Here is a 14593-nt window from a genome sequence, read left to right on the forward strand (position 1 = left end):
TAGTAAAAGTAACTTCCTGCCCCCTGAAAGATATAAAGCATCTTTATTAGCTTCAGGTAAAATAAATGGGTTATGAATAATAACCCATTATAGAATTAAGCCTGAATATGAGAAAATGCGACTTTGGTGACTTGCTTCGTTACAGGAAGCTTTTTTGATACCTCGGCTTGGAAGTAATAAGGTTGTAATGGCATCTCACTATTTTTCGGTCTTGCGTAATACAGTTCGGCAGGTTTTCCATCATTTTGCTGTGCGTAAAGGTAACCCACTAACGCATGTTCAAATTGATGATACCCGTTACCCCAATGAAACGCTTTGGTCGATTTAGGGTTCAATCCAACCCCACCATATTGATGATCAACCCATGCATCCATAAAGGTTGGCAGCGTATATTTCAACGTATCTTTCATTGAGCCATCAAGTAATGAAACAGTCATCGCCGCTTGATCGAGCTCTGCCCACTCCCATGAAGACGTGCCATTGGAATATGCTCGAGATTGCCATGCAAGGATGGCTTTTCCTTGCCACTTCGCACTTAATGTATCTGAGAAAAACGGCTGCACTAAGTCGAAGTCCTGCGAATATTGAGCCTGTTTCAGAGTATGCTTCATGCCCTTCAGACCAGTTTCAACCCAGCTTGGTTGATCCAGTAAACGCCCACTTAAATACGCCATCCAATACGCTTTAATGGTATGACCAAAGTCATTATGCTTAGCGTCTTGCATCATCACAGCTTTATGATGAATTGCTCCATAGAAGCGCAGCTCTTTCTCAGACTGGTATTGATCAAGCATTATTTGCGTTAACCAGCCTAAGTCTTGCTCCCACTTGGCTTTGGCTTTAGGTGGCAATAACGGTGCCACCAGCAACAAATAACCGTTTATTTGATCTAGCTGAGCCACGAGTTCTCGCTGTTTAGCACTATCTTCTTCACTATCTGCTAGCACCCATGCCAGCCCTTGATCATCAGTGAGGCGATACTTATTAAAGATAAAAGCTTGTTGCTGGATAAGCACTTGTTCAACTTTAGGGTCTTGAGTTAAATAATAATACATCGCCAAACCGACTAAAGCATACGCTTGATCTTGCGCAGTACGCTGCTGCCAATCTAGTCCAGGCTTACCCATGTGGGTATAGCTAATAAAGCCACCATTTTGCTTATCTTGCAGATGGTCGATTAGGTAATATGTCCCTTTCTTGGCAAGCGCAAGCGCCTGCAGATCCCCCGTCAGGTGGAAAATAACTCCATAAGCATAAGTTTGACGCGACTTCATACGGGTATACTCACGATTAAAGCTCGGAGTGATCCAGCCCTTGTTCAATTCATTACAAGGCTGAACCGTATTTAATATCGTGCCATTGTCACAACGAAATGTCGGAAAATTACCTACAGGCGCTCCCTGTGCGCTGTCCATCATCCAATACGGTGCTAACCCGTCTGTAACGTGATTGAGCCAGTCTGCACCCAATGGAAGATCTTGCGCTGCATAACCCGATAAGCTGAAGGTTGCCAGCATGATGCCGAGAAGGTTTCTTCGCATAATAATAACTTAATCTTTTGAATTTTAGCTATTATAAGCAACTATATGCTCACACATTGCCAACACAGTCACATCCATTTGAATTAGTGACGATGCATAAGACCGTCCCCTTTACCGACTAAATTAATAAAGAGACACATCGACAAGATAAGGCAGGGATAGCGTAATTATTAAGACGATATAAATAGCTTAAAAGTATTTTTGAGTTATTCAAATTCAATAAGAAAAGTATTAAGTACTATAATCCATAAAGACCTCACCAAATAAGGTTCATAAAAATCCAACAGACACACTTACCGACCATAATATGAAACTATCGACTTATATTGAGAGAGTGAGAAAATAAAACGAAAACTATCTTTTTAGTTACAATATCAATTCTGACTTTGGTCGGCTGTGGTGGGAGTAATAATAGTCAAGGTGAAAGCTCAAGTGGCGGCCGACCAATATCTCCATTAGTCCCGCCATCACCCAAACCGCCTACAGCGCCAGTTCTTCCCGAAAAACCAGAAGAACACTGTAGTATCAACAATATATATCGAGAACAGAAACAAGAAAACCCACAGTTAATTCAGTACCTTACCACTATGACTGTGAATAAATGCAATAATATTGACCATGAAAAAATGACACTACCAAGAGTAAATACTGACTCGAGTATTAATAACGCGTATGAACTGAACTATTATTCAGCAGTCTCCGAGTATGACACTTCAGGCCAACCAAAAGTATATAGTGGTTATTCAATGTTTCGCACGTATAGAAATGGAGGCGACTCGTTTGGTGCAGAGATCTGGCCTATGAAAATGACAACGTCTACCAAGACCGAGATTCCAGCAGATGCACTATCACTCGGGGCGAGTAAGTGTGAGTTTTCTGCAAACCTTGATTTGGAAGCTTTAGTTATAAACGGGCAATTTAATAGTTTTAGAAATACCAAAAGAGGTGGTTTAGCGTCTTTTATATGTTTCGATGATAACAACCAAACGATATATTCTGTAAATGGGGAGATTTATTTTACTAGTGCGGGGGAATACGATACAGCTCATCCTAGCTATAATGAAATTTTGGCAACTAATTGGAGTCTGTACGGTTTTCAAGCATTTCGCAACAAATTTGCCAATGCTAATTTATTCGCATCTCCATCGGAATAAAAGGAAAGCTTTATCTAGGTTATTTTTGGTTATTGGCAGCAACTCATTTTTCTCCGCCAAAATATAAACTATCTATAATCCTTAACGATGTTAGTGAATATAAAAATAAGGGCTAGCAACCTAGCCCTTTAATCATTAATGATTCGCTACGTAATGTTCTACCTGAGCACGATAGTCAGCCTTTAGTGCATCGCTGATAAAGCTGCCATTAATCGCATTAATGGTGAACAGTGCCAGTTCTTGCTTGCTCATCGGGTGGGCATGGCTGACCGCTAAGAAGTTATCTGTCATGTAACCGCCAAAGTAAGCAGGATCGTCAGAGTTAATAGTAACTGCTACGCCTTTTCGAAGAAGTTCGGCGATATTATGCTGTTCCATTCCATCAAACACGCGCAGTTTAATGTTAGAAAGCGGGCATACTGTTAGTGGCATTTTACTGTCAATTAATGCATCGAGTAACAGCTCATCCTCTACACAACGAACCCCGTGATCAACACGGCTAACACCAAGCATTTCTACAGCATCCACAATGTTTTGCGCAGGGCCTTCTTCGCCAGCGTGTGCAACCGTCAGCAAACCTGCTTCTTTGGCTTGTTGGAATACTCGCTTAAACTTTGCTGGCGGGTGACCTTGCTCGGAAGAGTCCAGTCCTACCCCAATGATTTTATCTTGGTGATTCAAAATCGATTGTAAGGTTTCTATCGCGCTTTCCTCTGAAAGATGGCGTAAGAAACACGCAATAATTTGCGAGGTAATGCTTAGCTGCTCGTGTCCGTCTTGCATCGCGCGGTGAATGCCATTGATAACGGTGTCGAAAGGAATACCACGATCTGTGTGCGTTTGCGGATCAAAGAAGATTTCAGTATGGATAACGTTATCGGCTTTGGACTTTTCTAAATATGCCCAAGTCAGATCGTAAAAATCTTGCTCGGTACGCAGCGCGTTTGCACCTTGATAATAGATATCTAAAAAAGACTGTAAATCTTCAAACTCGTAAGCTTTGCGAAGGGCTTGTGGGGATTGATATGGAATATCGATGTTATTTCGTTTTGCTAATTCAAACAGCAATTCTGGCTCTAGTGAACCTTCGATATGTAAGTGCAGCTCTACCTTTGGAAGACCCTGAATAAATGCGTTCATATTCTCATCCATCTTTTCTTATGGTTATTGTGGATACAATTACTCTAAGAATAGGCACAGATTTGAAAAAATGAACGCCATTACAAAGAGTAAGATCCACTGCGATCTCAACTCTTCGTAATCAGCACTTTGAGGGAGCTGGTAGAGACCCCCAAACCATATCATTGGGGTTATACGAAGCAAACGTCAGTGATTATACGCCAAAAGAGCCGATTGACTAGCTCCAATGTGTTCTATTTTATTGGAGTGAGATTATTTGAGAGATGACTAGGATGCAGGTTAATGATGGGATCTTATTAGATGCGACCTGGGGATTAGAAAAGCGCTGTTACGGTCGCTGTATACATATAGATAGTGAAATATTTTCATCGAAAACCGGATACATAGCGCATCATGAAAGATGCCCTCTTTCATGATATAACAATTTAAGCTATTGTATTTAAAGTCATTTATAATAAAACATCGCCTTATGAATCAATTTGATAAAAACAAAATAATTACCCTCGATATTCAAGATCCACAACAAATCAACGCTGCTCTAATTCAATATCAAACGCTCCTCAATACTGACCAAGCTTTTAATAATCAACAGTTTGACGTGGAGTTCACACTTAACAGTTCTAACGAACAGCGCCGCTTACAGCCCAGCGATGCGGGACAGAACCTTGGGCTACTAAAGTCCGCGCTAGATAAAGGTCAAGAAGGTGGTTCTCACTACTATGACCATGAGATCACCGACACCACTGAAACCTATATCTCGGAGGTGATCCTATTTGCTGCCGCACTCCAATATCCTGAAATTAAAGACACTATTGTCGATACCGCTAAAGCCATTGTTGCTTATACTCGCCGCATGAACGATACCAGTGAAATGTGGATTGATGACATGCGTGTATTTGGTGTCGAAGCGCTGTATATGCTGGCAAGCTCCGATCTGCAATACACTTACCTTCTGGGGCAGTTTTTCATCCCCTATTGGGACGATGAACATGCCACCCAATATGAAAGCTATCTTGCTTCATTATTAACAAAGCACGGCTGGCAGCCCACACTTATTAAAGCCTTTATTTGGTGTGACAACCCTACTTTTAGAACTGGGATGTTCAAGGATGATCCCTATAGCGATGCCGTCACCTATCAGCCTTTAGGTGAATACTTAAAGGAAAACCCAGATCAATACGACAGCTTTAAGCAGATGGTGATTGAGCGTTTTCAGGCCAAGCCCGTATTGTTGTCTAGCATAGATACCACAGAAGAAGAGGATGAAGATTTTAGCCACCATCATCCAGTATTATGGCTGTATCAGAGTCTCTTCTCACACTCTGATTTTTACGACGAAGATGAAACGCTAGATGCCTTTGTGCAGCAAGCATTCATGGCCAGTACGCTGGAAGATGAAGCTTACGATCTAGAAGCCCATATTCGAAGCCAAGTGACAGATACCTTGGTGAAAGCCTCTGAAAATGCGCTAAAAGAACGTGCAGAGTATCTCGCCTATCTCGCCCGTGACGAGCGTCAATACGAACTCAATTTTGGCACCCAGGTACTCAAACCGCTCATTCTCGCCATGCCGCAAGGTGAACAACTTTGGTGTTATATCGAAAACGGCGAAGACCGCAGTGCATTAGATGCCTTAGAAGAAGTTGAGCTAATTCCGCTCGCCAAGGCGCATGCACCTGAAATGTCAGCTCAAATTGAAGATCACTTGTGCAGCTTTGAATATAACAACCAAGGCGTTACCGAAGAATTAAATAGTATTCTAGATTTAGTCCGTGGGGATCTACTAACAGATCACTTTGGTGAAGAGTCGACCATTGAACATGAAAATGGCTTGATCACGACCTTAACTGTCACCGCAGACAACGATAAAGGTCGACTGGAAGCACGTCGCCAACAATACCTGCGTGTCATCGATGTCTTTTATCACGCGCTAGGTAAACGTGAACTTCGCAAGTACATGATGGAATCACTCACAGAAGGTGATGAAGAGTCCCTACTGTCACGTCAAGACTACTACCGTCGCTATAGCCAACTACCAGCACCTGAAGCAACCACGTCAGATGCTGACAATGAACCTCTCGAACCTGCGCTATCGCGTGATGTACAGTCTATCTTCAGTAGCTTCACCGATAACGATGAGATGCTGTACAGCAAACATTTTAAGCATGTCGATAAGGTACTGCGTACCTCTCGCGAACTCTGTCGTCCTACGCACTGGCCTGAACCTCACATGGGCTTTATGGCGCTGGCAAGTTACCAGCTTCACCACGATTTCAATGAAAACCTAGGCGATGATATTACCGAGGCACTATTTCACTACGTAAACGAACACAATGTTTGGGAAATGGCCGCTTCGCACATAATAAAAGAAGCCTTCATTCAAGGGGCGTACTACTGCCCTGAAGATAAAGGGCTAAGCGAAACAGATGTTGCTCGCATTAAAGCCTATTTTATGGCTGACAAACCAACTGAGAGCCAAGAAAGTCTATTGGCACTGCTTGAACCACAATTATTCCGCGATGATTGCTGCCGCCGCAGTAATATCTACCTGAATAAATACAGCGAATACCAATCAGGCTACAAGTTATTCCAAGACCACGATGAAGACTTCCAGCGCTTCACCTTGATTGCATTCTGGCTACGTCAGCTGCCATTGCCTTTACGTGCACAAGCCGATCGCCTATGGCAATTTATCATTACCCTTGCCCCTGTTCGTACCGCACGGAATATCTTGCGCGCCTACTCAGATGATTCGTGGGATATAGAATTTGAGAACATACTTGATGATATCAACATCCAAGAACAACTCGAAAAAGCAGGGATTAACAAGGGAATACTCAGTGCTTATGAAATGAATCGTCAATTCCATGATACCAAGCGTTTTAAACATTGGATCGATGTATATAGCGAAATAACCAGCACTGAAACCAGCATGTTCGGCAGCATAGATCGTAAGAAAGCCGAAGCCATGCGTGACGGCTTACAATACATCAACGAACACACCAAAATTGAGTTCTTGCACCATGCATCGCTCAAGTACCCTGAGATCCCACTTGATATCAACCACGACTTCAAACGTGCACTCAAAATCATGGTACAGCTGAATATTCAGTCTTGGGAACAAGCGTTGGCCTGCGAGTTTGGCAAAGGCTGCTTATTCATAGGTGATGGCGATAAGACACCAGCGAAACTGCGACTACCTATCATCGCAGATCAAGATACGGTTCACGACCAACCTTGTCATATGGATGGCATGAGTTGGATGGCACTCACCGTGGTGCAAAAACGCCGTAACGAACAAGGCGACGATCACCATGTCATTTTGATGGCTGACCATGAAGTTCCCCTTGAGGCCTACCTTGAATCACTACCTCGCGGGCCATTGCTGATTTTCGCAGAAGATGCCGATAGCCAAGCGCTACTTACCCGTATCGCTGAACTACAAAATACTAAGGCAAGAATCGAACATATCGTCGAGCAAACCTTAGAATACCTAGCAGGCGAAGTCGATTTCGACAGTATAGCTTCACTTTATGCAGCGCAGCTGTCAGACGAATATTTCAGCCCTAACGCTGAAGAATACACCATGTACGGTTTGAACCAATTCATCTGGACGATGGACCAAGTGCGCCGTGATCGTTTCGCCAAGTTACTGTTCAACCATAACTACCGTGGCTTTAAAATTATTGAAGGAAACTATGAAAAACCATGGTTACACCATCAGCTCAGCCAAGAAGATATTGACTTTGACACCTACCTTGAACGTATTCGTGAATATGACAACGAAGCAACAGAAACTGGACTGCGTTTCTTACTAAATTGGCTAATAGAACTGGAAGTAAACCCAGCCCACCTTACGCTATTTTGTATTAAACACGCCAACTTCGAAGCGTGTTGTGAATTTATTCACGACCATGCCCGCGGTGATTTGAGCCGAAGAAACTCAAATCTAGCAAGTTTCAAAAAAACCTTGGCCTATCTACATGCAGGTCGACGCGCACAACTACCTGAGATTTTAAGCCAAGCAAGCGATGCCGCTATCTTGATGGAACCTCTCACTAAAGATCGTTCGCGCGCAGTAAAAGAAGCCGTGGCAAATTACAGCCCTGTATAACGCGATAGCTTCATTTAAAACGCCCTTGGCTTAATCAAAACCAAGGGCGTTTTTTATTTCTTCACGGTTTCGGAAAGACCAAGACGAGACGACTTTACCTCACCCACTCTTTACTAAGTCTCACCCTAATCCCATTGATATTAAAACTGCCCGCTTCGCCTAGCCCGCGACCGTCATCATCGCCATTGGTTAAGACATTGTAGTTAGATTCAAAAACATCCCCTAAACGGTTGTACCCTAGCTCGGGATACCACCAGCTTAAATCCGCGACGACCACATTCAGTGCCAGATCAGAGTCTAACTTCAGCTGCTGGTAAATCGCTTGACCACTCTCGGCTTCTATTCGTACGCTGTCACCCTCAATAAGCCCAAGCGACAAGGCCGTCTCTGGGTGAACGCGTACTAATGGATTGGGGTGGGCATCACGCAGCGCAGCGATTTGGCGGCCATGAGAGAACATGTAATGTTTTGATTTTGCCGTGGTAAGAAGCAAAGGATAGCGCTTATTACTCGCAATTCGCATGGGCTTAAATGCGGGTAATGGATCCGCACCTATCTGCACCAATGTCTTGCTATACAGCTCAACTTTACGGCTAGGCGTTGGAAAGCCATGATGCAAATATTTACGATACTGCTTAACAGGTGGCGTGGGATCCAACCGTTGTTTTGCTTTCAGCGCAGTAAAATCCACACCACTTGGCTGCAAGAATAGGTTCCAATACGCATCATCTTGAAAGTATTTAAATGGGTCTTGCTCTAACAGCCTGTCATACTTCGTTTCAAAGACACCCAACGCCTCACCGATAGCTGCAATAATCTGATGATCGGGTTTCGCATCACCCACTTGTCCCAACTTAGGTTGATAACGAATGGCGCCATCGTTACCTTGTGTTAAACCTTCGTATTCCATAAAACTTGCCGCAGGAAAAACGATATCAGCCATCATCGCTGTTGGCGTCATAAATAGCTCTGACACGGCTAGAAAGTCTAATGCTTTAAGCGCCTGATGCACTTTATGTGTATCTGGCCAGCTTAGTAATGGATTCGCACCAACCACAAATCCTGCTTTCACTGGGTTTTGCTCATCATGCAAAATGGCATCCGTGATCCCTTGATTCGTCGCTCGGAAATATTCAGGGATAACAGGTGTTCCTGCGCTTTGATCCCGCTCAACTTGTGACAGGGTGCTGACTTCTTGATCATCGTAAGGCCAGCGACCGGTTATCAATGAAGTATCTTGATTGTGAAATTGGCCGCCAGGCACATCTAAGTTACCCGTGATAGCCATCAACATGGCGATAACTCGGTTCACTTGAAAACTGTCACTGTTATGATCGAGTGCATTACCGCTCACGATCACCGCAGGTTTAGCTTGCGCATAGGCCCGCGTTGCTGCCTGAATTTGGCCTATCTCTAACTGTGCATCTTGTGCCAATCGATCAAATGAATAACGATTAAGCTGCTGTTGAAGCCATTCAAAACCTATGCACCAATTAGCGACAAAGTCATGATCATAAAGATCTTCTTCAATAATGACTTTAAGCATCGCCAGTCCTAGAGACAGATCAGCTCCCGGTGCAATACGTAGCCAAAGATCGGACTGCTGAGCATGCTTCGTTTTTTGCGGATCAATACAGATAGAGCGAGCGCCCGCTTTGAGTGCTCGCTTTAAGGTTTTGACCTCACTAAAACGCGTGTGGTACTTGTTAACGCCCCAAAACATAATGCACTGTGTTTGGTCGTTAATATCATGGCTTGGGTTATACCCTAACGTATATTCACGACCCAGTTTGGTCGGAGCCCAGCAGACAGTTTCAGGGCCGACAATATTGGCAGTATGCATCCCATTAGCAAGCCGCAATAACTGAGTATTAATAAAGTCTTTCGAATGCCCGTAAGCCAGAAAGACACTGTTATCGCCCCACTGCTGCTGAGTCTGCGCTAATCGCTCAGCCGTATAGTTTATCGCTTGTTGCCAACTCACCGCTTGCCAATGCCCATCTCCTCGCTGACCGATTCGCATTAATGGCTGTGTTAGGCGATCAGGGTGATTCATGATTGCTAACGCATTGTGCCCTTTACGGCATAACTGTCCTTGTGACACGGGGTCATCAATATCACCCATGATTTTCTGACACCCATCCAAAGACTCGATGATTTTTAACTGGCAGCCGCCACCACAAAGCGCACAACTGGTCATTGTGACTTTTTCATCTTGTTGCTGATTAAGCGTGCTAGGCTCCGTAGCTAATGAATTCAACATAGTCGCCTCCAATCAGTTCGTGATGTCTTTAGGCACACTGTAGCCCTGTGCAGGTTCATACTTAATAAGCGTACGTCCCATACCAACGAGCAACAGAGAGACAATGGGTGTAAGCCACACATACACGGCATAAGGCGCATAAACCAACGGACTAACCCCTAGCGTCGCCGTCATAAATGCCCCAGCAGTTGTCCACGGCAATAACATACCTGACGTCATCGAACCTTCACTAAGCAGGCGACTGAGCATTTCTGGCTTAAAGCCACGTTGGGCATATACCTCTTTGTAAAGGGAGCCATTGAGGATCATCGATAAGTAGACTTCACTGGTTGTGACATTCCCCAGCACGCAGGTACACAAAGTGGTGAACACCAAACTGACATTACTTTTCAGCTTGGGAAGGATCTTCTCAAGCATCACAGTAAGAAAATGCGCCTTCTCAAGTAAACCGCCCATACAAAGGGCAATAAACGCCAGCGAGAAGGTCCACATCATGCTTTGAATACCACCACGGACTAGCAGCGTATCAGCCAGTTCATAACCCGTTGCATGAGTGAAACCGTAGTTAAGAGCCGCAAAAATGTCGTGTAGGCTATTGCCTTGTACAACAGCTGCAACCACACCACCGACGATGATGCCGCAGAACAAAGCGACTTGAGAGGGAATTTTAGCGAAGGTCATCGCCAAGGTGATCACAATAGGTGCTAGCACCAAGAAATTCATGTCGAAGGTTTGGCTGAGTACATGCTGTAATTCGATAATATGTTCAGTGCCGCCCGTTTCAGAGCCTGCATAATATGCGCCCATAAAGTAATAAGCGGCAGCAGATAATACCAATACGATACGGTTAACTTTACTGACTGCTTTTAAGTGATCACTGACTGTGGTTCCTGCTGTCGCCGACGATAAAATCGTGACATCAGAAAGTGGCGATAAATTAACACCAAACACACCACCTGAAATGATCATCCCTGCAATCACAGGTAAAGGCACACCTAAGCTGATACCCATGCCAATTAGCGCGACACCTATGGTTGAAGCTGCGCCCCAGTTGGTGCCCGTAGCATAGGTGATACCACAACAGACCAAAAAGCCAGCAGGTAAAAAGAGTGCGGGAGAAACAATATCTAAACCATAATAGATCAAGGCAGGAATTGTACCCGCAAGAATCCAGATACCGATGATCATGCCGATAAGCAGAAAGGCAAACATAGCCCCCGTTGCATTTTTTAAACTATTGCCCATGATCTCAATTTGCTGATCGAGGTTATAACCACACCGCCAGCAAAGTAACATAGTGAGAACCACAGAAATAATCAGCAAGATATGAACATCGAGATGAAAAACCATGATGCCAATAATCAAGGATACAGTGATGAATGAAAGCAGAAATACGGCTTCGCCAAAAGATGGGAGGCGGACACCTTCTCTTTTATCGATAAGTGATGAACGATTTTCCACGGTCATTTCCTTTGATGAAAAGTTGGAAAATCAATTCTAAAGAGCAAGGAAACAATAACCGTGACTTAAGGTGTTGTTTTTGAAGACTTTATATTGAAACCTCTATTTTGTTATACAAATCACTGAATATCGCCTCAAAAATCAGTTTATTAACAATATCGCCCTCAAAACAATCACACTAAGTTAAATCAATAACAACTTCACTCTGGCTACAAAGTCTATTCCCCCTCAGTTTAATTACGGCAATTTATCGTAAAACTTGTAAAGTCAAAAAAAACACCGCTAGTAGAAACGGTGTTTGATTCATTTGCTTGCGCAATAAATTAGTTTGCTTGAGGCTGTTCGTCATCCTCTAAGCCATCAGCATATCCCTTCGGTGGTGGTGTCCAACCACGTTCCGAGCGGCTGTGCTTATCACTTCGATCAATTTTCATTTCTTCCGCCATCACTTCTTCAAGGCGAATAAATAAATCACGGTAGTTATTATCAAAACGGTCACCTTCGGAATCATCTTCCCACACGGCATACAGCTTGTCTGATTTACGATCTTCAACACGCTTGTAAGTCGCTTTTTGCTGCTCAACGAAGAAAGGATGCAAGCCGAGCGACTTCATCGCATGTCCGCCAATTTCTAGCGCTGAATGGTACGTTTCTGATTCAATAATATCGGCTCCCGCTTGGCGCAAGAGATAACCATGACCACGGTCGAAAGAGCGGGTAATAATCTTAACGTCTGGATAGGTATGCTTAACGTATTTGACCAATTCAACGCTGTGCTCGTGATCATCAATCGCAACCACCAGCGCAGCTGCATGTTCAATGCCTGCTGTATGCAGTAAATCTGGTCGGGTTGCATCACCATAGTAGGCTTTCGTTCCAATTTGGCGCACCATATCTACTTGATTGGCTTGATGATCCAGCACTACGGTTTTCACTCCATTGGAAACCAATAAGCGATTAACAATCTGACCAAAACGACCGATACCTGCAATAATCACAGTGCCTTGATCATCAATCACATCGGTTTCGCGATCATTCGATGTTTTTTCAAACCGCGGTAAGATCACTTTATCAAACAAGATAAATAACCCCGGCGTTAAGAACATAGACAGCGCCACTACCAACGACAAGGTCTGCGCGACGTCAGCAGGAATAACATGATTTTGCAGCGAGAAACTCAGCAACACAAAACCAAACTCACCCGCTTGTGCCAAACTCAGGGTAAATAACCATCGGTCACTGCCTTTGATCTTAAAGATCAATGCAAGGCTATAGAGCACTAATGCTTTTATCAGCATCACGCCAAGTGTCAGCCCAATAATCAAACCAAAATCATCAAACAATACGCCGAAATTAATCCCCGCACCAACGGTGATAAAGAACAAACCAAGCAGTAAGCCTTTAAAAGGGTCGATGTTAGATTCCAGTTCATGACGAAACTCACTGTTCGCCAATACCACGCCCGCAAGGAAGGTTCCCAATGCAGGCGATAAACCCACTAAGCTCATTAGCGCAGCAATGCCAATCACTAACATTAAAGCGGTGGCGGTAAAGATTTCACGCAAGCCAGAACTAGCCACAAAACGGAACAGTGGCCGGCTCAGATAATGACCGCCAATCACGACCACTATGATAGACCCCGTGATCACTAAGCCATATGCCCAACCAGGTAGACCTGCGACTAAACTGAGCTCTTCATGATGCTGTGCCGCTGCGCCAATCGCTGATTGCGCCTGAGCAACCAAATCAGGTAAGGCCAGTAACGGAATAAACGCCAACATAGGAATAACGGCAATATCTTGGAACAAGAGTACTGAGAAGGCATTCTGGCCGCCTTCCGTTTTCGTTAATCCTTTTTCATTAAAGGTTTGCAGTACGATTGCGGTAGAAGAAAGCGCGAAAATAAGACCGATCGTTAATGCGATTGTCCAAGGTTGCTCAAAGTACAAGGCAAGCCCAAACACAACCGCAGTGGTTCCCCCCACTTGCAGGCCACCAAGCCCCATTAAGCGATTACGCATCGCCCATAGCATCTTGGGTTCTAATTCTAGCCCTACTAAGAACAGCATCATCACCACGCCGAACTCGGCAAAGTGCTGAATGGTTGTGGTCTCTTCACCAACTAAGCCAATAATGGGCCCAATCACCACACCCGCAATCAGGTAACCCAGTACAGAGCCTAAGCCCAATCGTTTCGCTATTGGCACGGCGATAACAGCGGCAGCTAGGTAGATAAAAGCTTGCAGAAAGATACTGGTCATTTCACCGCCTCCATCATACGAGGATCATCATTTAAATAATGATTTAACTTTTCGAGCTGAGATGCACGTTCACGATCTAAATCTCCAGCAACCAACAGCTGTAGCAAATGACGCCATTCAGCAAGGTGGTTATCAATACGATTTTCTTCTAATGCGGTACGTGAACCAAACAAAGCTAAAGGAGGCAAGTAATACATGCCTGTTAGGCTCGCCATTTGCTCCAATGGGTACAATAATTGGCGAATCGTAAAATGGTTATACCCTTCGGCACGGTATGCATCTACTTTGGCACCCGCAGTAAGCGAACAGAAGAATGTCTTGTCTACTAACGCATCCCCACCAGTTCCGTAAGCAAAGGTATATTCCAACACAAGATCTTGCCACTCTTTCAAAATTGCAGGGGTTGAATACCAATAGAGTGGGAACTGAAAGATGATTACATCGTGCTCACGTAAGCGCTTTTGTTCTCTATCGATGTTGATATTGAACGTAGGGTACTCAGCATACAAATCGACAGTTGTTACGCCACTGACTTTCTTCGCCACGTCAAAAAGGGGAAGATTAACCTCAGAACGATGCTGAGAAGGATGTGCGAAAAGCACCAATACCTTTTGGGTCATAATATCCCTTATTATGTTGCAGAAATGCCTATCAAAATT

At 44.1% G+C, this 14593-nt stretch carries 8 protein-coding genes and 1 riboswitch; of the genes, 2 read left to right on the forward strand and 6 right to left on the reverse strand.

Annotated features, from left to right (window positions below; all coding sequences use genetic code 11):
• Nucleotides 1-95: 95 nt before the first annotated feature.
• Nucleotides 96-1541, reverse strand: a complete 1446-nt coding sequence (locus OCU87_RS22455; RefSeq protein ID WP_390960972.1) for an AGE family epimerase/isomerase — start codon at nucleotides 1539-1541, stop codon at nucleotides 96-98.
• 800 nt (nucleotides 1542-2341) lie between these two features.
• On the opposite strand from OCU87_RS22455, the gene OCU87_RS22460 reads away from it, so the two are divergent.
• Nucleotides 2342-2695 carry a hypothetical protein gene (locus tag OCU87_RS22460; RefSeq protein ID WP_261858559.1) on the forward strand — a complete coding sequence of 118 codons (354 nt, stop codon included), beginning with the start codon at nucleotides 2342-2344 and terminating at the stop codon, nucleotides 2693-2695.
• Between the two features lie 135 nt (nucleotides 2696-2830).
• On the opposite strand, the gene OCU87_RS22465 is transcribed toward OCU87_RS22460, so the two are convergent.
• On the reverse strand, nucleotides 2831-3835 hold the full coding sequence (locus OCU87_RS22465; RefSeq protein ID WP_261858560.1) for an adenosine deaminase: 1005 nt from the start codon (nucleotides 3833-3835) through the stop codon (nucleotides 2831-2833).
• A gap of 98 nt (nucleotides 3836-3933) precedes the next feature.
• Nucleotides 3934-4033, reverse strand: a riboswitch (purine riboswitch).
• A 271-nt stretch (nucleotides 4034-4304) separates the two neighbouring features.
• On the opposite strand from OCU87_RS22465, the gene OCU87_RS22470 reads away from it, so the two are divergent.
• Entirely contained in the window at nucleotides 4305-7949 is a 3645-nt protein-coding gene (locus tag OCU87_RS22470; protein ID WP_261858561.1) for a hypothetical protein, read from the forward strand.
• Between the two features lie 94 nt (nucleotides 7950-8043).
• Here OCU87_RS22470 and OCU87_RS22475 read toward each other — a convergent pair whose 3' ends face one another.
• The 4 genes from OCU87_RS22475 to OCU87_RS22490 form a co-directional block, all read right to left on the reverse strand.
• Nucleotides 8044-10212, reverse strand: a complete 2169-nt coding sequence (locus tag OCU87_RS22475; RefSeq protein ID WP_261858562.1) for a molybdopterin-containing oxidoreductase family protein — start codon at nucleotides 10210-10212, stop codon at nucleotides 8044-8046.
• Nucleotides 10213-10224: 12 nt separating this feature from the next.
• The gene (locus OCU87_RS22480) at nucleotides 10225-11673 is read right to left on the reverse strand and encodes a Na+/H+ antiporter NhaC family protein (RefSeq protein WP_062692610.1); all 1449 of its coding nucleotides are present in this window, start codon (nucleotides 11671-11673) and stop codon (nucleotides 10225-10227) included.
• A 323-nt stretch (nucleotides 11674-11996) separates the two neighbouring features.
• A complete protein-coding gene (locus tag OCU87_RS22485; RefSeq protein WP_062692609.1) occupies nucleotides 11997-13934 on the reverse strand; it encodes a monovalent cation:proton antiporter-2 (CPA2) family protein in 1938 nt (645 codons plus the stop codon).
• A complete protein-coding gene (locus tag OCU87_RS22490) occupies nucleotides 13931-14557 on the reverse strand; it encodes an NAD(P)H-dependent oxidoreductase (protein ID WP_094956655.1) in 627 nt (208 codons plus the stop codon). The genes OCU87_RS22485 and OCU87_RS22490 overlap by 4 nt, the downstream gene beginning before the upstream one ends.
• Nucleotides 14558-14593: the final 36 nt, after the last annotated feature.

Origin of the sequence: Photobacterium sanguinicancri (assembly GCF_024346675.1) — a bacterium.
GTDB lineage: Bacteria > Pseudomonadota > Gammaproteobacteria > Enterobacterales > Vibrionaceae > Photobacterium > Photobacterium sanguinicancri.

Excerpts from the sequence above, each read along its gene's own strand:
- OCU87_RS22455 (WP_390960972.1), bottom strand. The coding sequence starts at position 1,541 with ATGCGAAGAAACCTTCTCGGCATCATGCTGGCAACCTTCAGCTTATCG.
- OCU87_RS22460 (WP_261858559.1), top strand. The coding sequence starts at position 2,342 with ATGAAAATGACAACGTCTACCAAGACCGAGATTCCAGCAGATGCACTA.
- OCU87_RS22465 (WP_261858560.1), bottom strand. The coding sequence starts at position 3,835 with ATGAACGCATTTATTCAGGGTCTTCCAAAGGTAGAGCTGCACTTACAT.
- OCU87_RS22470 (WP_261858561.1), top strand. The coding sequence starts at position 4,305 with ATGAATCAATTTGATAAAAACAAAATAATTACCCTCGATATTCAAGAT.
- OCU87_RS22475 (WP_261858562.1), bottom strand. The coding sequence starts at position 10,212 with ATGTTGAATTCATTAGCTACGGAGCCTAGCACGCTTAATCAGCAACAA.
- OCU87_RS22485 (WP_062692609.1), bottom strand. The coding sequence starts at position 13,934 with ATGACCAGTATCTTTCTGCAAGCTTTTATCTACCTAGCTGCCGCTGTT.